Annotated in this window: 19 protein-coding genes; 16 read left to right on the forward strand and 3 right to left on the reverse strand. The window is 63.8% G+C overall.

Going from position 1 to position 21338, the window contains the following annotated elements; all coding sequences use genetic code 11:
* Window positions 1-79: 79 nt before the first annotated feature.
* From ACZ9H4_RS19260 to ACZ9H4_RS19330, 15 genes are all read left to right on the forward strand, one after another.
* A complete protein-coding gene (locus ACZ9H4_RS19260; RefSeq protein WP_408142517.1) occupies window positions 80-268 on the forward strand; it encodes a hypothetical protein in 189 nt (62 codons plus the stop codon).
* A gap of 2 nt (window positions 269-270) precedes the next feature.
* Complete coding sequence (locus ACZ9H4_RS19265) at window positions 271-1692, forward strand: DUF2252 domain-containing protein (protein WP_476120299.1); 1422 nt, start codon at window positions 271-273, stop codon at window positions 1690-1692.
* Window positions 1693-2578: 886 nt separating this feature from the next.
* The gene (locus ACZ9H4_RS19270; RefSeq protein ID WP_476120301.1) at window positions 2579-4012 is read left to right on the forward strand and encodes a PAS domain-containing sensor histidine kinase; all 1434 of its coding nucleotides are present in this window, start codon (window positions 2579-2581) and stop codon (window positions 4010-4012) included.
* Window positions 3940-4653, forward strand: a complete 714-nt coding sequence (locus ACZ9H4_RS19275; RefSeq protein ID WP_476120303.1) for a response regulator transcription factor — start codon at window positions 3940-3942, stop codon at window positions 4651-4653. Before ACZ9H4_RS19270 ends, ACZ9H4_RS19275 begins: the two co-directional genes overlap by 73 nt.
* Before the next feature lie 161 nt (window positions 4654-4814).
* Window positions 4815-5201, forward strand: coding sequence for a response regulator transcription factor (locus tag ACZ9H4_RS19280; protein WP_408142511.1), 387 nt, complete (start codon window positions 4815-4817; stop codon window positions 5199-5201).
* Between the two features lie 211 nt (window positions 5202-5412).
* Window positions 5413-5805, forward strand: a complete 393-nt coding sequence (locus ACZ9H4_RS19285) for a hypothetical protein (protein WP_408153030.1) — start codon at window positions 5413-5415, stop codon at window positions 5803-5805.
* Window positions 5806-5821: 16 nt separating this feature from the next.
* Entirely contained in the window at window positions 5822-7126 is a 1305-nt protein-coding gene (locus ACZ9H4_RS19290; protein ID WP_476120305.1) for an efflux RND transporter periplasmic adaptor subunit, read from the forward strand.
* Window positions 7127-7139: 13 nt separating this feature from the next.
* Window positions 7140-10358 carry an efflux RND transporter permease subunit gene (locus ACZ9H4_RS19295; RefSeq protein WP_476120307.1) on the forward strand — a complete coding sequence of 1073 codons (3219 nt, stop codon included), beginning with the start codon at window positions 7140-7142 and terminating at the stop codon, window positions 10356-10358.
* A gap of 1 nt (window position 10359) precedes the next feature.
* Window positions 10360-11901 carry an efflux transporter outer membrane subunit gene (locus ACZ9H4_RS19300; protein WP_408323942.1) on the forward strand — a complete coding sequence of 514 codons (1542 nt, stop codon included), beginning with the start codon at window positions 10360-10362 and terminating at the stop codon, window positions 11899-11901.
* The gene (locus ACZ9H4_RS19305) at window positions 11898-13190 is read left to right on the forward strand and encodes a paraquat-inducible protein A (RefSeq protein ID WP_408323940.1); all 1293 of its coding nucleotides are present in this window, start codon (window positions 11898-11900) and stop codon (window positions 13188-13190) included. The genes ACZ9H4_RS19300 and ACZ9H4_RS19305 overlap by 4 nt, the downstream gene beginning before the upstream one ends.
* On the forward strand, window positions 13174-14793 hold the full coding sequence (locus tag ACZ9H4_RS19310; RefSeq protein WP_408323938.1) for a PqiB family protein: 1620 nt from the start codon (window positions 13174-13176) through the stop codon (window positions 14791-14793). The genes ACZ9H4_RS19305 and ACZ9H4_RS19310 overlap by 17 nt, the downstream gene beginning before the upstream one ends.
* Complete coding sequence (locus ACZ9H4_RS19315) at window positions 14790-15386, forward strand: PqiC family protein (RefSeq protein ID WP_476120311.1); 597 nt, start codon at window positions 14790-14792, stop codon at window positions 15384-15386. Before ACZ9H4_RS19310 ends, ACZ9H4_RS19315 begins: the two co-directional genes overlap by 4 nt.
* Window positions 15387-15449: 63 nt before the next feature.
* Window positions 15450-15707: an RNA recognition motif domain-containing protein gene (locus ACZ9H4_RS19320; protein WP_408153023.1), complete on the forward strand. Its 258-nt coding sequence runs from the start codon at window positions 15450-15452 to the stop codon at window positions 15705-15707.
* Between the two features lie 17 nt (window positions 15708-15724).
* Window positions 15725-16747 (forward strand): hypothetical protein, encoded by a 1023-nt coding sequence (locus ACZ9H4_RS19325; protein WP_408323937.1) that lies wholly within the window; start codon window positions 15725-15727, stop codon window positions 16745-16747.
* A 34-nt stretch (window positions 16748-16781) separates the two neighbouring features.
* A complete protein-coding gene (locus ACZ9H4_RS19330) occupies window positions 16782-17078 on the forward strand; it encodes a hypothetical protein (protein ID WP_476120313.1) in 297 nt (98 codons plus the stop codon).
* Window positions 17079-17132: 54 nt separating this feature from the next.
* Here the strand turns inward: ACZ9H4_RS19330 and ydiK are convergent, their stop codons facing one another.
* From ydiK to ACZ9H4_RS19345, 3 genes are all read right to left on the reverse strand, one after another.
* Complete coding sequence (ydiK, locus tag ACZ9H4_RS19335) at window positions 17133-18290, reverse strand: AI-2E family transporter YdiK (RefSeq protein ID WP_408153020.1); 1158 nt, start codon at window positions 18288-18290, stop codon at window positions 17133-17135.
* A 218-nt stretch (window positions 18291-18508) separates the two neighbouring features.
* Complete coding sequence (locus ACZ9H4_RS19340) at window positions 18509-19093, reverse strand: hypothetical protein (RefSeq protein WP_476120390.1); 585 nt, start codon at window positions 19091-19093, stop codon at window positions 18509-18511.
* Window positions 19094-19152: 59 nt separating this feature from the next.
* Window positions 19153-19578, reverse strand: coding sequence for a glycine zipper family protein (locus tag ACZ9H4_RS19345; RefSeq protein WP_408142489.1), 426 nt, complete (start codon window positions 19576-19578; stop codon window positions 19153-19155).
* 389 nt (window positions 19579-19967) lie between these two features.
* On the opposite strand from ACZ9H4_RS19345, the gene ACZ9H4_RS19350 reads away from it, so the two are divergent.
* Entirely contained in the window at window positions 19968-21338 is a 1371-nt protein-coding gene (locus ACZ9H4_RS19350; RefSeq protein ID WP_476120315.1) for a DUF3300 domain-containing protein, read from the forward strand.

The raw sequence follows: 21338 nt of genomic DNA on the forward strand, positions 1-21338 counted from the left end.
GCAAGCGAGCGGGAAACGTGCGGGACTGTTCCGCCACGCTGAATCAGGCACGGTAGCCGACGGACGGTCGTGCAATCGCGTGGCGAACCCACTATCGCGGGCGGCGGGGGTGGGGTACGGCCGGCGCGTCGGTGCGCTGCCGGAGTCGGCGTTTGCCTGGCTCCATGTGGCGACGTCGGTCAGAACAGACCGCAAGGCGCTGCAGTCGATGTCGCAAAGCGTCGTGATGGATGACGTGGCTGGGCGTGAGCCGGACAACGGGGAATAACCATGCGCAAGGCCGTCAACTCTCCGCGTATGATCGCGGCGTCGCAGAGCGCGGGCACGTATCTGACCGCCGATGAACGGGCCCGCGATGGCCGGCTCCTGCGCGACACGGTGCCACGCGTGTCGCAGGCGGGCTGGCGGGCGCCCGCGGATCGTCAGGATCCGGTCGACTTGCTCATCAAGTCCAACGAGGGCCGCATTCCGGCGTTGATACCGATCCGCTTCGCGCGCATGTCGGCGTCTCCGTTCGCGTTTTATCGCGGTTCCGCCGTGCTGATGGCCGCCGATCTGGCGGGCACGCCGACGAGCCGCATCCGCGTGCAGGCGTGCGGCGATGCGCATCTGATGAATTTCGGCGGCTTCGCGACGCCCGAGCGCAATATCATCTTCGACATCAACGATCTCGACGAGACGCTGCCGGCGCCTTTCGAGTGGGACCTCAAGCGGCTTGCCGCGAGCGCCGTGATTGCCGCGCAGCATCTCGGACTGCCGCGCAGCGACGAAGCGCGTTTGGCGCGCGATCTCGTCGGCACCTATCGTGAACGGATGATCGACTACGCGTCGATGCGAGCGCTCGATGTCTGGTACGACCGGATCGACTTGCAGAAATACAGCGACCGCACGGGCGATCCGCAGATCGTCGAACAGGTGCGAAAGCGCCTCGCCGAGCGGATCGAAGCCGAGAGACAGAAGACGGTGCCGGACTATTTCTATCCGAAGCTGGTTGCACTGGACGGGGCGCGGCCCAGAATCAAGGACGAGCCGCCGCTGATCTATCATCCCGACGCTGAGCTCGCTCCCGGACTCGATTCCGGCTATGCCGATGCCATCGCGTCCTATCGCGAGACGCTACCCGAGCACATCCGGCTTCTGTTCGACCGGTTCCACTTTCTCGATCTGGTGCTCAAGGTCGTCGGCGTGGGCAGCGTCGGCACCATGTGCAGCGTCGGGCTCTTCATGGCGGCGGATAACGACCCGCTCTTCCTGCAAGTGAAGGAGGCGCGCGCGTCGGTACTCGAACCGTATGCCGGCAAAAGCCTGCATACGAATCATGGTCAGCGCGTGATAGCGGGTCAACGGATCATGCAGACCGCGAGCGACATGTTCCTCGGATGGACGCGCGGCAAGAACGGCCGCGATTTCTATGTGCGTCAACTGCGCGACATGAAGATGTCGGCGCTCATCGAGGACTGGGACGCGGGGATGTTGCGGCAGTACGCGAGAATGTGCGCCCATGCGCTGGCACGCGCGCACGCCCGCTCCGGCGACGCAGCCATGATCTCGGGGTACATCGGTTCCGGCCGAACGCTGGATGACGCCATCAGCGAGTTCGCGACCGAATACAGCGCACAGAACCGGGCCGACTATCGCGCGTTCGTCGGCGCGATCCGGGATGGGCGAATCGAAGCCGTGGCCGACGAATGACGGCCTTCGGCGATGCCATTTCACCGTTCTCCTGATCGTTGTCCTTCCCGCGCATAGGCCTGGGCTCGCCGCGACCCGGCGGGGCGGCGGTCATCTCTATCCAGCGGGCCAGCGCAATGACTCGTCATTCGCGACGCAGTTCAGGCCATGTCTTCGCCGCTAACGGCGCCCCTATTCATTGGCGTTCCTGACTGGATTCGCAGTACATCGCTGTGGATTATAGTGCCGGATCGGGATGCATTTTAAAAATCCGCTGCATGATGATAAGAGCCGCATCGAGAAATGCCGAATACAAATTAAACGTCCTCTAAATATCGCGGTTTTGGTAAGCGGGTTAACCACGAGTGGATTGTGTCGTTATAAATTTTCGGCATGATATTCGTTGGGGAAAAGCATGTCGCGGAAAGCGGGAGACGCGCTTCGTACGAGCGAAAGCCGCGACAAAAATCATTTCACCGGAGGGCTTGCATAGAAGTTCTGTCGCGCTCGAAAACCATGCTGCATGCGGTGTTCAGCGCCCCGCCATCGAACGAATGCCTGTTGCATATTAAAAAAGACGCCGTCGTCAGGTTATATCTAACTTCTGGAAAAGCGTATGGATAATTATTAACCAGGTACGAAGTCATATGTGCCATTATTCCGACAACAGCTGATATATGTCAGAAAGTACCAGACGCCTTCGCTTACAGTGGGCACGTCAGTCGGGAAAAATTGCATCTTTTTCTCATGAAATCGACGCTTGATGGGCCTATACTGTTTCCAAGTTACTGGTGTAGACGTAATCGGCTACGGAATCGGCATAAGTGGTGTAATCCGGCAGACCAAGCGTTGCGGTGGTGTTGACTGACTCCATACATGCACTAAGCACCGGTGACGGAGCTACCCGATGATCAACCTGATCGCGCATGGCAAGGACCTGATGCAAGGCGTGGTTGGATTTGCGATGACCTTCTATGTGCAACAGCGCCGTCCTTCCTCATGCTCCCATCGGGATGCACACGCCTTAGTTCCCAACACCGGTTCGATTCGTGAGGGGGGCGATCCTCGTATGGGATCGCCTGAAGCCGGATCGGCCGCTTTCATTCGCGACGCTACGAATCGATTCAGGCTGCCCGTCGCGGCTGACGAGCGTGAGCTTGCCGGTTCCAGGTCGCGATGGCGGGGCTACGCGGGCGCATGCGTGTCCTGGCTGGGCGGTGGCGGGCGCGTGAAGCGCGCGATGCCGGAGCAGCGAATTCCGTGGCGCGATGCGCTCGACATGTTGCCGGTCCCGATCCTCACGGTCGACCCGCAAAATCAGATCACTTTTGCGAACGCCAGCACGATCGAACTATTCGGCTACACGAGAGAACAATTGATCGGCGCATCGAGCGAGATGCTGTTCCCGATCCGTGGTCTGCGCGATGGCCATTCGACGGGTGCGGGTGACGACGTCGCAAGCAGCACGAGTCATGGAAAAACCACGCGGATGCGCTTCGCGCGGCGCAGCGACGGCGAAGGTTTCCACGTGGAAACCAATACGACGAATTACAGCGCAGGCAATGAGCAGGTGCAGATCATCGCGATATCGAGTCGCAATGCATGCCGCGAAGTCGATCGCAACCGCAAGGAGCTGACGCATCTGGCGCGCGTGGCTTCGTTGGGAGAACTGGCGAGTTCTCTTGCCCACGAGCTGAACCAGCCGCTTACGGCCATCCTGAGCAACGCGCAAGCCGCGCAGAAATTCATCGAATCCAATAAGGCCAATACGGCTGACCTGCGCGAGGCGGTGGACGACATCGTTCTGGATAGCTGTCGCGCGAGCGAAGTGATCAAGAAGATCCGCACGATGGTGCGAAAGGGCGACATGGAGTTGCAACCGGTGGACGTCGGCGGCGTGGTGCGCGACATCGCGCTGCTCGTGCACAGCGATGCGATGGCGCGCGAGGTCAGCACGACGTTCGACATTGCCGAGAATCTGTCGATGGTGTTCGGCGACAAGGTTCAACTGCAGCAGGTCGTACTGAATCTGCTGCTGAATGCCTTCGACGCGGTCAAGGAATGCGATCCGAAGGACCGTCTGATCGAAACGACCGTGCGGGAAGAATCCGGCGCAGGCGTGCGGATTACGGTGAAAGACCGGGGTCAGGGATTGACCGCCGACAAGATGAGCAAAATATTCAGGCCATTTTTCACGACCAAACCTCAAGGACTCGGACTGGGTCTGTCTATTAGCCGCACGATCGTGACGGCGCACGGAGGCCGGTTATGGGCGGAGAACAACAAGGGCAAGGGAGCATCCTTTCACATAACGCTGCCACGGGGCGCGGACCTGCGATAGGGCCGCCTCCGCCAGTCGCGAGTCAACCCGCCACCCGCGTTTTCATCGTCGACGATGACGAGCGGGTCCGGTGCGCGCTTGCCCGACTGTTGCGCGCGTCGGGTTATCACGTCGAATCCTTCGAGAGTCCGGAGGCTTTTCTGGACAGAGCCGGTCTGGCCAGCACGCCCGCCTGCCTCGTTCTCGATCTGCAGATGCCGGGGATGACCGGGCTCGACGTGCAGCGCAGTCTCAAGCAGTTGCTCCCCATCGTCTTTTTGACAGGGCGGGGCGACGTCAGCACGAGCGTCGAAGCCATGAAGGGCGGCGCGCTCGACTTTTTGCCCAAGCCGGTGTGCGAATCGCTGCTGCTGGCCGCGATCGATCGCGCGCTCGAACGGGCCTGCATCGAGTTTGCGAAAAGAAACGAAACCGCGGAGCTTCAGGAGCGGGTCAACCATCTCACGCGCCGCGAGCGCGAGGTCATGACGCTCGTCCTGACGGGGCGCCTGAACAAGCAGGTCGCCAGCGACCTTGGCGCGGCCGAAAAGACGATCAAGATTCATCGGGCTCGCGTGATGGAGAAGATGAAGGCCAGATCGATCGTCGAACTCGTTCGGCTCGCGGAAAAAGCCGGCCTGTACCCGGCCGACGACAAGTAGTCCTGCATGGTCCGATCAGGGGCCGGGGAACGTCTATCGTCCCCGGTTCCGCCGCACGCTGCCGCTAGTGGACCAAAGTCCTATATCTCATTTCCCCGTCTGCCGTTAGTCTGAAGCTCCAATGATCTATTCATGGAGCGACAGCGTGTTCGCGTCGCCATATGGTCAACCCCAACCAAATCGTTGCTGTGGTCGACGATGACGAATCGGTTTGCCGGGCCATCAAGCGTCTGCTGCACTCCGCAGGGATCGAGGCGGAGACATTCTCAAGTGGCGACGAACTGTTGAATACGCTGTCGGCGATTCCGTCATATCGGCCTGCGTGTGTCATTCTGGACATCCAGATGCCGGGAACCGGCGGCCTGGAAGTTCAGCGTCAACTCGCGCCGCTGGGATTGCCGATCATCATGATCACGGCACACGACGAACTCGTCGTTCGACAGGCGGCGCTGGCGGCGGGCGCCGCAGCGTATCTGCGCAAGCCTTTCAATGCGGCGATTCTGCTCAAGGCGGTGGAACTGGCGATAAACGGTCCGTTGCGCCCCTGAAGCACGCTCACCCCACCTGGCGATATGAGACCAAAGTCCCATTGTCTCCCGGTATGGCTACAACCAAACTGACCTAAGTCCGCGCGTCAACCGGGCGGCCGGCCGCTTCGAACTGGATGCGCGGCTACCTGACCCGACGCGTTCGCTGGGTGACGGCGCGTGCGCGGGTTGACTGCGCGCGCAGCCTTCAAAGAAAACGCGGGAGTACGCGATGAAATCCGGGTCCGTTTTACTCACGATTCTGCTCAGCGTCGTCGCACTCGATACGTGGGCCGCCGGCTTCGACGGCAGCAAGCCGCTCCTGTGCGCGACGATCGACGCGCACGCGTGCGATCCGGGCATCGCCTGCACCCGTTCGTTGCCGGACGACATCGGCGCCCCGCGGTTCCTGTCGCTCGATTTCGACAAGAAGGTGATCACCGGACCCGCGCGAACGACGCCCATGCATGTCGCCAGCAAGGACGCCAACCAGATCATCATGGACGGCACGGAGATGGGCTTCGGGTGGACGCTCGTCGTCGATTCGACAGACGGATCGATGACGTTGACGATCGTCAATAGCCAGGACGCCATGGTGCTGTTCGGCAACTGTACGGTCTTGTGATCAGGCGGGTCGCTCAATGAAAACCGTCTCCGTCCTCCACTCCGCGCCGCGGCGGCATCTCCGCGAACCCGCGGAGCTGTCCGGCCGTTTCCATCGTTCAGGGCGCGCGCTGCTGTTTCTGGCGGCGGCCATGACCCTGCTGGTCGCCTGCAGGAAGCAGCCCGCTGCGCCAGCGGCCGCCGCGCCGGAAGTGACCGTCACGACCGTGGTCCAGCGCGATACGCCGGTCGACTTCGAATTTACCGCTCAAACCCAGAGTTCTCGCGAGGTGGAGATTCGCGCCCGGGTGGATGGCTTTCTCGACAAGCGCATGTATGTCGAAGGGCAGGTGGTCAAGACGGGTCAGACGATGTTCCAGATGGACAGCAAGCCGTTCGAGGCCGCGCTGCAAACGGCCAAAGGGCAACTGGCGCAGCAGCAGGCACGGCTGCAGGTCGCCCGGGCGAATCTCGCGCGCGTGGAACCGCTGGCCGCCCAGAACGCGTTGAGCAAGAAAGACCTCGACGACGCGATCGGCAACGAAAAACAGTCCGCCGCAGCGGTCATCGCCGCGCAGGGAGAGGTCCAGACGGCGCTGCTCAATCTCAGTTACACGACGATCAAGTCGCCGCTCACGGGGCTGTCGAGCTTTGCGCGTCAGCAGGACGGCAGCTATGTCACGGCCACCTCCAACAGCTTGCTGACCTACGTCTATCAACTCGACCCGATGTGGGTGAACTTCAGCATCTCCGAAAACATGATGCTGAAGTACCGCGACCAGATTGCCGCGGGTCAACTGAAATTCCCCCAGGACAACGATTTCGTGGTGCAGATCATTCTGGCCGACGGCACGGTGTTCTCGCAGTCGGGTCGGATCGACTTTGCCAATCCCGCCTTCAACACCGAAACGGGGACGTTCCTCGTGCGGGCGGTTTTCGCCAATCCGAAGGGGACGTTGCGCCCCGGTCAGTTCGTCAAGGCCCGCGTCTCGGGGGCCATCCGGCCCAACTCGATTCTCGTGCCGCAACGCTCCGTGCTGCAAGGCTCGAAGAGCCACTTCGTGTGGGTCGTCGACAACGAGTCGAAGGCGCACCAGCGAGTCGTCGAAGTGGGCGATTGGCAGGGCGAGGACTGGTTCATATCGGAAGGGCTCAAACCGGGCGAGCGCATCGTGGTGGATGGCGCGCTGCGCGTCTCGGCGGGGCAGCAGCTCAAGATCGTCCAGGGCCCGGTGCCAGGTGCCGCGCCCGCCGCGGCGGCCGCGTCCGAGAGTGCCGCGCCGCCGCCTTCCGCGCAGGCTTCGGGGACGGCGCAAGGAACCCACAGCGGTACGACCCAATGAAAGGGCCGCCGATATGAGCATTTCGCACTACTGTATCGATCGTCCGATTTTCGCGTCGGTCATTTCGATCGTCATTACGCTGGGCGGCGCACTGGCGATGTTCTCGTTGCCGGTCGCGCAATATCCGGACATCACGCCGCCGCAGATCACTATCTCCGCGACCTATCCGGGCGCCAATGCGGAGGTCGTGGCGAACAATGTCGCCGCGCCGATCGAGCAGCAGGTCAATGGCGCGGACAACATGATCTATATGAACTCGTCGAGTTCATCCACCGGCAACCTGACCATCAACGCGTACTTCGAGATCGGCACGAACCCGGAACTGGCTCAGGTCGACGTGCAGAACCGCGTGAACCTCGCGCTGCCGCAGTTGCCGCAGTCGGTGCAGGCGCAGGGCATCCAGGTGCAGAAGAAGTCGTCCGCTTTCATGATGGTGATCGCGGTCTATTCGCCAACGGACCGGTACGACTCGGTCTACATTGCGAACTTCACCAACATCTACGTACTCGATGCGATCAAGCGGGTTCCGGGTGCAAACCAGTCCAGCATTTTCGGCAATCCGGACTACGCGATGCGGATCTGGCTGAAACCCGACCGGATGGCGCAACTGGGCGTGACGGCCGCCGACGTGCAGCGGGTGGTCGCCAATCAGAACCAGCAGTTCGCGGTAGGCAGCATCGGCCAGTCGCCGACGGGAAAATCCGTCGAACAGTCATTCGCCGTCACGACGACCGGCCGTCTCGCCGAGCCGTCGGAATTCGAAAACATCATCGTGCGCGCGGCGAGCGGCGGGGCGGCGATCGTGCGGATCAAGGACATCGGGCGGGCCGAGCTGGGGCAAAAGGATTACTCCATTCGCAGCCGGTTCCAGGGCAAGCCCGCGACCGTTCTCGCCGTTTATCAGCAGCCGGGCGCCAATGCGCTCGAAGTCTCGAAGAAGGTTCGCGCGACGCTGGCGGAGTTGAACAAGTCGTTTCCGGAAGGGCTGACCTATGAAATCGCCATGGATACGACCGAGTTCACCCGGGCCTCGATCTCCGACGTGATTCACACCTTCTTCGAAGCGTTGGTGCTCGTCGTCATCGTCGTGTTCATATTCCTGCAAAGCCTGCGCGCGACGCTGATCCCGATCGTCGCGGTGCCGGTGTCGATTGTCGGCACCTGCATGTTCATGCTGCTGCTGGGCTTCTCGATCAACATGCTGACCCTGTTCGGGATGGTGCTCGCGATCGGGATCGTCGTGGACGATGCGATCGTCGTGATCGAGAACGTCGAACGAAACATGACGGTGTACAAGCTCAATCCAAAGGACGCCGCCAAAAAGGCGATGGACGAGGTGGCGGGACCGGTCATCGCGATCGTGCTCGTGCTGTGCGCGGTGTTCGTGCCGGTGGCGTTCCTCGGCGGCATCACGGGGCAAATGTACAAGCAGTTCGCCATTACGATCGCGATCTCGGTCGTGCTGTCCGGCATCGTGGCGCTGACCTTGTCGCCGGCGCTCGCCGCCTTGCTGCTGAAGAGAACCCATCACGAGAAAAAGGGCTTTTTCCGCTGGTTCGACAAGCAGTTCGCCCGAATGACGGCGGGCTACTCGCGCGCGGTCAAGCTGGTGATCAAGCGGTTCATTTTCGGGCTGCTGTTTTTCGTGGGCATGATCGTCCTCGCGGTACTCATGGTGCGCTCGATTCCGTCGGCCTTCCTGCCGCCGGAGGACCAGGGCTATCTGCTCGGCGCGATAATCATGCCGGACGCGGCGAGCCTCGATCGGACCGGAGAGGTGTCGCAGAAGGTGACCGACTACTTCATGAAACAGGAGGCGGTCGGCAGTATCACGGTGGTCGATGGGTTCAGCCTGCTCGACAGCCAGAACAAAAACAATTCGGGGACGTTCTTCGTCGGCCTGAAGAGTTTCGAAGATCGTTACACGTCGGCGAACATCAGGACGCAGAACGCGCGCACGGTGCTGCTCGATGCGTACCGCCACTTCGCGGACGTGAAGGAAGGCGTGGTGATCCCGGTCAACCCGCCGTCGATTCCGGGCCTCGGCACGACCGGCGGCACCGAAATGTGGATTCAGAGCACCGGCGATTCGAGCATCGCGCAGCTTGCAGAGGTGGCGCAAGCGTTCGTACAGAAGGCGCGGCAGCGTCCGGAGCTGACCGGCGTGACCAATACGTTCAACGCGTCGTCGCGGCAATTGCTGGTCGAGGTGGACCGCGACAAGTCCGAGACGCTCGGCGTGCCGGTCGAAGACGCGTATAGCACGATGCAGACGATGTTCGGCTCGCTGTACGTGTCGCAGTTCAACCGTTCGAGCCGGCTCTGGCAGGTGATCCTGCAGGCCGAACCGTCGTACCGGTTGAAGCCCGCCGACCTCGATCAGATCTACGTGCGCAGCAAGTCCGGCACGATGCTGCCGGTCACGTCGGTGGCGACCTACCGGTTCGTCGTCGGGCCCGATCTGGTCACGCGCTTCAACAACTTCCCGGCGATCAAGATCACGGCGAATGCCGCGCCCGGCTTCAGCTCCGGGCAGGTGATTTCGACGCTGGAGGAACTGGCGGCGCAGATGCCGCCCGGCTATAACGTGGCATGGAGCGGAGAGGCCTTCGAGGAACGGCAATCGGGCGGCACGTCGGGGCTCGTCTTCGTGTTCGGCCTCGTGATGGTGTTCCTCATCCTCGCCGCGCAGTACGAGAAATGGAGCTTGCCGGTCGGCGTGCTGATGGCGGTTCCGTTCGCGCTGTTCGGCGCATTGCTCGCCGTTCTGCTGCGCGGCCTGAGCAACGACGTCTACTTCCAGATCGGGCTGACGATGCTGGTGGCGCTCGCCGCCAAGAACGCGATCCTGATCTTCGAATTCGCGGTGCTGAACCGGGAGACCGGCGCGTCGGTGTTCGACGCGACCATGACGGCCGCGGAAGAGCGCTTGCGTCCGATCGTGATGACGTCTCTCGCGTTCATTCTCGGCTGCGTGCCGCTTGCCATCGCGACGGGCGCGTCGGCCAACAGCCGCCATTCGATCGGCACCGGGGTGATCGGCGGGATGATCGGCGCGACGGCCATCGCAGTGTTCTTCATTCCGATGTTCTATTACCTGCTCGAAACGATGTCGTCGCGCTCGCGCGGCGGCAAGCCGACGCCGGACAAGGGCGCGGCCGGAGCGGGGCCGGGCGCGACAGCGGCGGAGCCCGGCTTGCCGCCGCAAGCGCCGTCGCAAGAGAGCAACTGACATGGACGGGACGCTACTCGCGCGTTTGTCGGCTTGCGCTGCGCTTCTTGCGCTGAGCGGGTGCCTGCTCGGCCCCGACTATGCGCGGCCCAAGGTCGACGTGCCTGCGACGTATCGCTTCGCGCAGGGCGAGGCCGCCGAGATTGCCAACGTCGCATGGTGGGAACAGTTTCAGGACCCCGTGCTCGACCAGTTGATTGCCACCGCGCTGCAGGAGAACCGCGACGTGAAGATCGCCGCGGCCCGGGTCGACGAGTTTCGCGGCCAGTTCGTGACGACGCGCTCCGGGCTCTTTCCGCAGATCGGCGCGGGCGCGGATGCGTCGCGCCAGCGTGCGTCGGCGGCGGCCGGCATACCGATTCCGAACGGTGTCAGCCCCATCTACAACCAGTTCGACGCGACGGTGTCGGTTGCGTGGGAAATCGATCTGTTCGGCAAGGTTCGCCGGCAGACCGAGGCGGCCCGCGCCAATCTACTGGCGAGCGAGGAGGGCCGACGGGCCACCATTCTGACGCTGGTCGGCTCCGTGGCCTCCGCGTACATCAACCTGCGCAATCTCGACCGGCAACTCGAGATCGCGAAGGAAACCGTGCAAAGCCGCGACGAGTCGGTGCGGGTCTTCACGTTGCGCTTCAAGGGCGGCGAGGTGTCGCAAATGGAGCTGGCGCAAAGCCAGTCCGAGTACGAGGCGGCGAGAGCCACCATCCCGCAGATCGAAATGCAGATCGGTCAGCAGGAAAACGCGCTGTCCGTGCTGATTGGCAAAAATCCGGGCGCGATTCTGCGCGGCCGCGAACTGTCGACGCTGGGCACGCCACCGATTCCGGACGGACTGCCCTCCGACCTGCTCGAACGCCGTCCGGATCTGTTGCAGGCCGAGCAGACCCTGGTGTCGGAAAACGCGCTGATCGGCGCGGCCAAGGCGCTTTACTTTCCGTCCATCTCGCTGACGGGGATGTTCGGCACGGTCAGCTCGCAGTTCTCGAATCTCTTTACCGGGCCGGCGCGGGTGTGGTCGTTTGCCGGCAGCGTGGCGCAGCCGATCTTCACGGCGGGCAATATCTCGGGCCAGGTGCACCAGGCCGAGGCGCGCCAGCAGGAAGCGCTGTTCGCGTACGAGAAGTCGATTCAGGTGGCGTTCCAGGAAGTCGAGGACGCGCTCATCTCCGTGCAGAAGACGCATGAGCAGCTGGCCGTGGTGGGCAACCAGGTCGAAGCGCTGCGCACCTACGCGCGGCTCGCGAGTCTGCGTTACGAAGGCGGTTATACGAGTTACATCGAAGTGCTCGACGCCGAGCGAAGCCTGTTCAACGCACAGCTGAACTATACGCAGACGCAGGGCGCGGAGCTGACGTCGTTCGTCAACCTCTATAAGGCGATGGGCGGCGGCTGGGTGCTCGCCGCCGAAAAACTGTCGTATCCGCAGCCCGCATCGGCCACGCCGCCGGATAGCGCCCCCGCCGCCCCTGCGCCCGCCGAAGCGCCCGTCGCGCGCGGCGCGGCTCCGGCGCGCGACCTGCCGGTCGCTCTGGAGGCGAGATGAGCGAGACGAACCAGCGGGAGGTCATCGCCTGCGAGGAGTGCGACCTGCTTCAGCTCGGAACGCCGCTCACGCCCGGCAGCACCTTGCGTTGCCGCCGCTGCCGGGCCGAGCTCGGCAGGAGCCGCACGAACGGCCCCGAATATGCACTCGCCTTTACCCTCGCGTCGGCCGTGCTGCTCGTCATCTCGAACGTCTTTCCGATCGTCGGTTTGTCGATCAACGGCAATCTCGTTCAAACCACGCTGGCCGGCTCGGTCCGCATGCTTTACACGCACGGCACCTGGCCGCTCGCGGTGCTGGTCCTCATGACGACCATGCTGATGCCGGTATTGCAGACCCTGGCGATGCTGTGGCTGCTCGTCCCCCTGCATTTCGGGCGCGTGCCGTGGCGCGCGGTCGAGGGATTCCGGCTGTTTCAACTGTCGCGGCCGTGGGGCATGACGGAGGTGCTGATCCTCGGTCTGCTGGTCGCGCTCGTCAAGCTCGCGCACATCGCGAAGGTGGTGCCGGGCACGGCCTTATGGTCGTTCGTCGTGCTGATGCTGCTGCTCGCCGCGGCATCGGCGGCGTTCGATCCGCACGAGATATGGTCGCGCATCTGCGCCGGCAAAAACGGCAACGGCGCGTGGCGGCCGCGGCCTCTGAAGCTGCGGCGCAGCGCGGTGACGGCATCCGCCTATGGGCTCGTGCTGTGCGAGGAGTGCGGGCTCCTGTTGCGCGATCCGGCGCGCTCGGGTGTGCACGCGTGTCCACGCTGCAAAGCGCATTTGCATCGGCGCAAGCCCGCGAGTCTGTCGCGGACCTGGGCGTTTCTGACCGCCGCCATGGTGCTGTATATCCCCGCCAACGTGCTGCCCGTGATGAACACGAGTTCGCTCTTCGGCGCACAGAAAGACACGATCATGAGCGGGGTGGTCTATCTGTGGGTCTCCGGATCATGGCCGCTCGCCGTGCTGGTGTTCATCGCGAGCATCGTGGTGCCGATGCTCAAGATTCTGGGCCTCGCGTATCTCGCGGTGTCGACCCAGCTTCACTCGCAATGGCTTCCCGTGCAGCGCACCCGGATCTATCGCGCGATCGAACTGGTCGGGCGCTGGTCCATGCTCGATATCTACGTGATCACGATGCTCGTCGCGCTGGTGCAATTCCACGCGTTGGCGACGATCGAGGCGGGCCCGGCCTCGATCGCGTTCGGGGCGGTCGTCGTGTTGACACTGCTCGCATCGATGGCTTTCGATCCACGTCTCATCTGGGATGCAGCGGAGAGGGATCATGGCCGGGTCAAATGACGAGTCCGACGTTCCTGATCTGCCCGCGGCGGAGCCGGTGCCGCGCTCACGCTGGCGCATGCAGCTGGTGTGGCTCGTGCCGATCGTGGCGGTGCTGATCGGCGGATGGCTTGCCACCAAGGCGGTGCTGGAACGCGGCGAGAAGATATCCATCAGCTTCAAGACCGGCGAGGGTCTTGAAGCAGGGAAGACGAAACTCAAGTTCAAGGACGTCGATATCGGCGTGGTCGACGCGGTGAGCCTGTCGCCGGATCACAAGAACGTGGTGGCAGTGGCGGAGGTCGCGCGCGACGCGGCGAGCCTGATGGTCGACAACACGCGGTTCTGGGTGGTGCGCCCGCGTATTTCGGGCGGCACCGTCTCGGGGCTCGGCACGCTGCTCTCCGGATCGTATATCGATGTCGATGTCGGCAATGCGACGAAAGCGCGGCGTAGTTTCGCCGGACTCGAAGAGCCCCCGGTATTCGCGAGCGACGTGCCGGGGCGCGAATTCACGTTGAAGGGCAGCGGTCTCGGCTCGCTCGATGTGGGCACGCCCGTCTATTTCCGCCGACTTCGCGTCGGTCAGATTGCCTCCTACCAGTTGGACCCGGATGGCCGCGGCGTCACGCTGAAGGTGTTCGTCAATGCGCCTTACGACCGCTTCGTGAAGACCGACACGCGCTTCTGGCACGCAAGCGGGGTCGACATGGCGTTCGATACCAACGGTGTGCGGATCGAAACGCAGTCGATCGTCTCCATCATCATCGGCGGCGTGGCTTTCGAGTCGCCGCCGGGATCGCAGGAAGAGGCCGACGCCCCGGCCGACACACGGTTCGAACTGTACGCCACGCGCGCCGACGCGATGAGACAGCACGACCGGATCGTCGACAAATACATCGTGAACTTCATAGACTCGGTGCGCGGTTTGACCGTTGGCGCGCCGGTCGATTTCCGCGGCGTCGTGATCGGCGAAGTGACGGCCATTTATACGCGCTTCGACCCCGCGAACAATCGCTTCAGCATTCCTGTCGAAATACAGATCTATCCGGAGCGCTTTACGTCGCGCTACCAGGGCGACCGCACCGGAGGACGGATCAGTGACGACCCGCGCGGGGTTGCGAACTATCTGGTCGAACACGGCTTCCGGTTCCAGCTCAGAAGCGGCAATCCGCTGACCGGCCAGCTTTACGTCGCGCTGGATCATTTCCCGGATGCCCCCAAGGCGACGATAGACTGGAGCAAGACGCCGCCGGAATTGCCCGCGATACCGCGTACGCTTCAGTCGCTGCAGGACTCCGTCACGCGCCTGCTGGCCAAGCTCAACAATATTCCGTTCGAAGCGATCGGCAACGACACGCGCACGATGCTGCGCTCGACCAACACGATGATCTCGCAGCTCAATAACGAAGTCGTGCCGAAGGCTCGTGACACGCTCGCGTCGGCGCAATCCACGCTCGACTCCGCGAATACCGCCCTGCAACCGGATTCGTCGCTGCAGCAATCGACGGAAGAGGCGATGCACGAATTGACCCGCACCGCCGCGACGCTGCGTACGCTGGCCGACTATCTGTCGCGGCATCCGGAAGCGCTCGTGCGCGGCAAGTCGGAGGACAAACCATGAGGTACGCGGCGGCATGTTTCCCATGCCTGTTAATTGCGCTCGTCGTCGGCGGGCTCGGCGGATGCAAGTCGCCCTCGGCCAGTTTCTACACGCTCAGGCCCGACCGGTCGCTCGCCAGCTCGGGCGCGACCCGGTCGATCGCCGTGGTGATCGGTCCTGTCACGATACCGGACATCGTGGATCGGCCGCAGATCGTGACGCAACTCGGCGATAATACGGTCGAGGTCAACGAATTCGCCCGCTGGGCGCAACCGTTGAGCGGCGACATTGGCCGTGTGATTGCCGCCGACCTGGCCGTGCTGCTGAATTCACCGCAGATTTCGGTGTACGACACGACGCACGATCCGCTGGGTGTCTGGCATGTGCGCATCGACGTCATGCGCTTCGAGTCCGCGCCGGGGCGGGACGTCACCGTCGACGTGCTGTGGGCCGTGCGCCCGCCCGCGAAAGGCCGCGCCGTCACGGGCCGCTCCGTCGCGCGCGAGGCGGTGTCCGGTCCGGGCTTCGAACCGATGGTGGCGGCTCACGATCGCGCGCTGGCGTCGGTCAGCCGCGATATCGCGGCGGCGCTGCAAGCGGGTCCGGCTCGGTGACGCGGCTTGCGTCGGGATCGTGCCGCGGCGCCGCGGCAAGGTAACAGTCGAGGAGCAGCCATCATGGCAGAACTGATGCTTGGCAACGTGGAGGAAAGTGTCTCCGATGAAGAAATCGGCGAGTTCCTGACACGGTACGGATTCCCTCAATTCAGTACGATCCGGCGTATTCCAGGCGCGGGCTCCAGGCCCGCCGCGCTGGTGGTTTTCGACGACGTCACGGCGGATGGGTTGCGAAACCTGCAGCCGCGCGTTCACAACCTGTTCTGGAAGGGCCGCACGATCACGGCGCTGCTGCTTCCGGAGCGCGACGAATCATAGACCGCCGGGAGCCGGGCATGGGTCTGCTGTCGTGGTGGTCGGGCAGGCGCGGCGCGTCTGAGGCAGGCGATTCCCAGCAGACGAAGCAGATCGTCGAGCGGATCGTCCGGCTCAGCCCGCAATTGCGTCTCGCGAGCGATTACGAGGCGCGTATGGCGCCCGCCGTGCAGCACACGCTCGGCTATCTGCGCGGCCTCGTCGCGCAGGCGCCGGCCGCGCGCGAAGCCAGCGCGGCGGCATGGGCGACGGACCCGTACATTCATGCGTTCTTTGCCACGGCTGAAGATGTCGCGCCGGTTTTCAGCCACGCCGAACCGTTACGCCAGTGCTTCAACGATCATCCCGCGGCGGCCGAGGTCTTCGCCGTACTCGGGATGGCCTTCAACGAGCGGAACATTCTCGGCGTTGCGCAATATGGCGCCACGACACGTACCGACGTAGCCCAGACGACAGTCAACTTCAGCGACCACCAGGTGCGTGTGTGCGCCCTGTCGGAAGCAGCGTTGCGGGAGGAAATCATTTTGCGGGTCGTCGATCAGCTCGCGCTCGAAGGACTCGGCGCGATCGAGGCGGACACGCTGCGGCGCGATTCGCTGGAGCACGAACGGGCGCTGCTGAGGACGCGCCTGACGATCCTCGAACGGCAGGGCACGGGGGTGCGTTCGTTGATGGGAGGCGACGCATCGCGCAGCTTCGCGGAAGTGGCGCGACTACAGTCGCAGATCGACGAGAACGATCGGGCACTGGCGAATCTGGGCCTGAAAACCGAGGCCCTGGAGCGTGCGCTGGAGATGGTGTGCAACGTCCTGTCCTCGCCGGAGCAACATGTGTACGTGCAGCAGAAAACGTTTCTGCTGGACCGTATGAACGTCGTCGTCAAGGACGGCGACACCCGCCCGGCGCGGGAAGTAGAGTTCCAGATGGTGCACCTGCCGGCGAGTCCCCATGCGATGCGCGCCTTTTCGATGGTGCGCTTCAAACGTGGTGATCTTCTGCCCGCGCGAGACATGCTGAAGGAAGCCGGGCGCCTGCTGATTTGACGGAGCGCCGTTCGCACCCTGTGGAGAATGCATCGTGAGCATCGTCGTAAGCGATCATGCGCCAGGCTCGACGTTCATTCGCATCGGCCGTCCGTTCTTCGACCGCGACGATACGCTATGTTTTTCCGCCTACGGCATCGGTTGGGGCTATTGCGCTTTTTCGCTGGAGGCCGCCGTCGCGCATGAGGTGCTCGGGAGCGTCGACCCGTCGCCCAGGCAGATCCTGCTGGCGTTCGGTATGGGACACGCCAGAATCCGCAGGGCGGTGTGCCGGGCCGTACGGCCACGGCATGGCGAGCGCATCCGGCTCACGGCAGTTGATTTTCCGTGAGATGTTCATGAGCGCTGATGCCGCTGCGTTGATTCAGCCGCGCGCGGTCTCGCGTCAATCGCTTCTGTGCAGGATGACACCAGCCGCATTGTCCTGCACCGCCGCCCGGTTCGGCTGGTCGATCCACGCCAGCAGCAGATGGTAGGTAACGGCGAGAATGACCGGGCCAATGAACAGGCCGACCGCGCCGATGGCAATCAGCCCGCCCAGCACGCCCGAGAGAATGAGCACCAGCGGCAGCGCCACGGCGCGGCGGATGAGGATCGGCCGCAGGACGTTGTCGAGCGTCGAGACGCAGACGGTCCAGACCAGCAGCACGATCGCGCTCAACTGCGAATCATGCATGAACAGCCAGATCACGCAGCCTAGCATCGGCAGCAGCGGACCCAGTTGTACGAGGCACATCACGAGCATCAACGCGCTCAGCACACCGGCGAATGGAACGCCCGCCAGCCAGATTCCCGCGGCGCCGAGCGAAGCCTGGACGAGCGCCGTGACCACCACACCGAGTGCGATCGCGCGGATCGACTGACCCGTCAGGTGCACGATGTTGGCGCCGTTGCCCGGCGCGACGCGCAACGCCAATGCGGTCACGAGGCCGACCGTGGCCTCGCCTTTGCCGTAGAGCAGTCCGCACACGATGAGCATCAGGATCAGGTGCACGGCAAACGCGCCCACCAGACCCATCTGAACCAGCAGCCATTTCGCGACGACGGCGGCGTACGGCTCCACTTTGGCGAGGATGCCGCCCGGTCCCGCATCGGACAGGCGTTGCCATTCCTGCGTGAAACGGTCGGTCAGCGGCACGCTGGAGAGCCAGCGAGGGGGCGAGGGCAGCGCATAGTTGGGCAGGCCTTCGACGAACTTCATGATCTCGGTCGAATGATCGGCAAGCGTCGACACGGCGGCGTAGGTCGGGATGCAGATCACCACGATCTCCAGCAACAGCATCACGGCGACGGCGAGGCCGCGCCGGCCGCCGAGCCGCTGCTGGATCGCGAGCATGAGCGGCCAGGTCGTGACGACGATCGTGCCGCCCCAGATCAACGCGGGCACGAACGGATGCACGATGTAGAGGCTGCCGCCGACGAGCAGGACAAGCGCGCTGACCGCCAGCACGATCCGGGCTAGATCGACGGTGGGTCGAACGGGCTGGTGCGGTGGTGGCGGTTGCGGCTGCGATTGCGGGACGGGTTGGGCGAGGTCATCCATCGTCTGTTCGGATCCAGAGGAACGGCGCAAGGAACTCATGCACACAGATCTCGCCGAAACGGCCGGGCTGAGCGCTCGCCTTGCGTGCGGCACGGCACGATCGAGCGCAACCGTCGAAGACACGCCGGGCGAGCGGCACTCGATCGGCACGCATGCGACGCACACCCCGGCGAGGACGATGATTGGGCCGGCGTTCTCCCCCTGCGCCACCTGCGCGGCTATTTGGCCTTAGGTTCGACGGAAATGGCCACGGCCTCGGTGTAAAGCACTTCCATCTGATCGCCTTTTTTGATCAGCTTGAGCTGTTCGGGGTCCTGCACGACGAGATCCACCGAATTGCCTTGCGGACCCTTCAACGTCACGACGCCGCTCTGGTGATTGACGGCGGTGACATTGGCCAGGATCGTCACCTCCCGGCTGGCCGTGCCGCCAGGTTTGGCGCCCATCGGCGTGCGCTCCATGCTCTGATTTTCACTGGCGCCAAGAGGCGCGCCACCCTTCTTGAGCGTGATCGTCATAGCCTCCGAATACTCCGCGTTGACGACGTCGCCAACCTTCAACTGATCGAAGTTGCGGGCTTCCTCACCGACCACGAGCTGGACGACTTTCCCTTTGGCGTTCTTCAGCCACACGGTTCGTGTGGCCGGCTCGATACCCACCACCGTCGACGTCGTCTTCACCGTGCCTGTCACGGTGACCTGGCCGGGGGCGCTCTTGACGCCCACTTTCGGTTCCGTCTGCGCGAAACCTGCAGTCGCGAAAGACACGAGCGCGGCCGTGACAATGATTTTGCTGCTTCTCATGCTGCTCTCCTTGAACGCCTGGGTGCGCGTTGTCTCGCGGCCTGGCTGGCCGCTATGCTTCATTTGATCGTGTAGCCGCGACCTTCCATACACGCGGCATAGGCGCGATTGAAAGCGTCCATGGCACCCTGTGTCTGGGATTGCGACGAGGCCGCGGCCGCACGCCGGTTCTGGCGCGCCCGCGATCCGCCGACCACCGTTCCGGTCGTCGCGCCGATCGCCGCGCCTTTACCCGCGTCGCCCGCGATCGCGCCGATCACCGCGCCTCCGGCTGCGCCACGCGCGGCGCCCTGAACGCGCTCACCGCCGCCCACGGCGGGTCCGGAGGGCGGGGGCGGGGCGTTGGCCATCGTGGCCGGGTCCACGCCGGTATTGCTCTTTGCCCACGAATAACATGCGCCGTCATCCTGCTGCTGCTTTTGCGGGCTTTGTCCCTTGGCGGGATAGGCAATGGGTTTGCCCTGCGCCATGCCGTCGAGCGTCATCGACCCTGCCAGAGCGGCGATCAGGCAGTACTTTGTCCATGTTGTCACGGTGACTCCTTGCGTGAGCTCACGCCAATGCAGATCGCCGGTTGCCGGTTCGCGCGAACATCAACGCGATCGTGACGTGCTAGCCGGCCCCGATCATTGCGGTCCTGTCAGAGTCGGGCGCGAGGTGGTGTGCGTGCAGCAATGGCAGGTTCGCTCTCATGATGGCGTCGCGGGCATGCGGCGCGCAATCGGACCAAGGTCGTATTTGCAATGCGGCACGTCCGCGGTCCAAACTGTATCTGTGCACGCCCAGGTGCGCGTCCCGTTTCCGTTGTTTCGGATAACTGTCTTTTTAAAGACCGCCGTCCGGGTCGAATGGCGAAGCGTGAGGGGAAGTATCAATGGACCGCATTACGCGTGCTTTTGAACGGCTCATCCCGTTTGCATGGGCGGTCGAGCGCTGGCGGCGCGCTGCGATGGTTCACGTTTCGACGCGCGCCCGGGTAGCGAACCATGCGCTGATTGCCGCGATGCTGGCGGTCTGCGCCATGTTTTGCGCGACGTCCTCGATAGCGCAAGCTCCGGCCGCGGAAGGCGGCGCACCCGCCGCGATTCCCGCTGCGACCCTCGACAAACTCGTGGGTCCCATTGCGTTATATCCGGACGACCTCATCGCCATCATCCTTCCCGCAGCGACTTACCCGGTGGAGATCGTGCAGGCGGATCGCTTCCTCGAACAGAGAAAGAGCGACAAGACGCTCGCGATTAACGAAAGCTGGCACGACCCGGTGAAGGCGCTGCTGAATTACCCCGAAGTCGCCAGGAAAATGAGCGCCGATCTCGACTGGACGATCGGTCTCGGCGAAGCCGTCGTCACCGATCAGGGCGCGGTGCTCGAGGCGGTTCAGCGCTTCCGGCGTCAAACGCAGTCGGCGGGCCAGCTCAAGTCCGACGACAAGCAGGTCGTGGTGGTCGAAAAAGAGGTGATCAAGATCGTCCCGGCCGATCCGCAGGTGATCTACGTGCCGCAATACAACCCGACGACCGTCGTGGTCAGCGGCGCACCGCCGTCCTATGGCTACCTGCCTGCTCCCTATCCGGTCTACTACTATCCGTACCCGCCGGGGGCGGCGCTCGCGACGGGGCTGGTCTGGGGCGCGGCGATGGCCGCCGTCTGGCACGGCGGACACTATGAAGCGCATTACGGAGGCGGCGGCAACAACAACATCAACATCAACCGGGAACGCAATGTCGAACGAGGCAACATCAATACGGGCGACGTCAACCGCTCGCGATCGGAGACAGGGCAATCGTCCGCATGGCGATCCGACAAGAAGCCCGGCCAGGTGAGCGGTACGACGGGCCGCTCCACGAGCACGCCGCGAGTCGGCGATCCCTCGGCCCGCGGCAGCGCGGGAGGCGGCAATGCGGCGGCCGGCGGGCGGGACCTGGCCGCTCAGCGTCCCGTCACGCCGGCGACACGGGAAGCGGGTGCGCGGGAGTCGGCCACCCGCGAAGCCGGTGCGCGGGACTCGGGCGCGCGGGCCTCGCAATCGCCCGGGGGCGACGCATTCAGCGGCTACGGTTCGGCGCGTGACGCCCAGGCGAATAGTTCGAGAGGCGCGGCGAGCCGTCAGTCGATCTCCCAGACGCCCGCACGGACCGCACCGGCGGCGCATTCCGGCGGCGGATTGTCGGGCGGTGGCGGTCGCGGCGGCGGTGGCAGTTTTTCAGGCCGCGGTGGTGGCGGTCGCGGTGGTGGACGGCGCTAG

This window comes from Paraburkholderia sp. TE9906 (genome assembly GCF_056279605.1).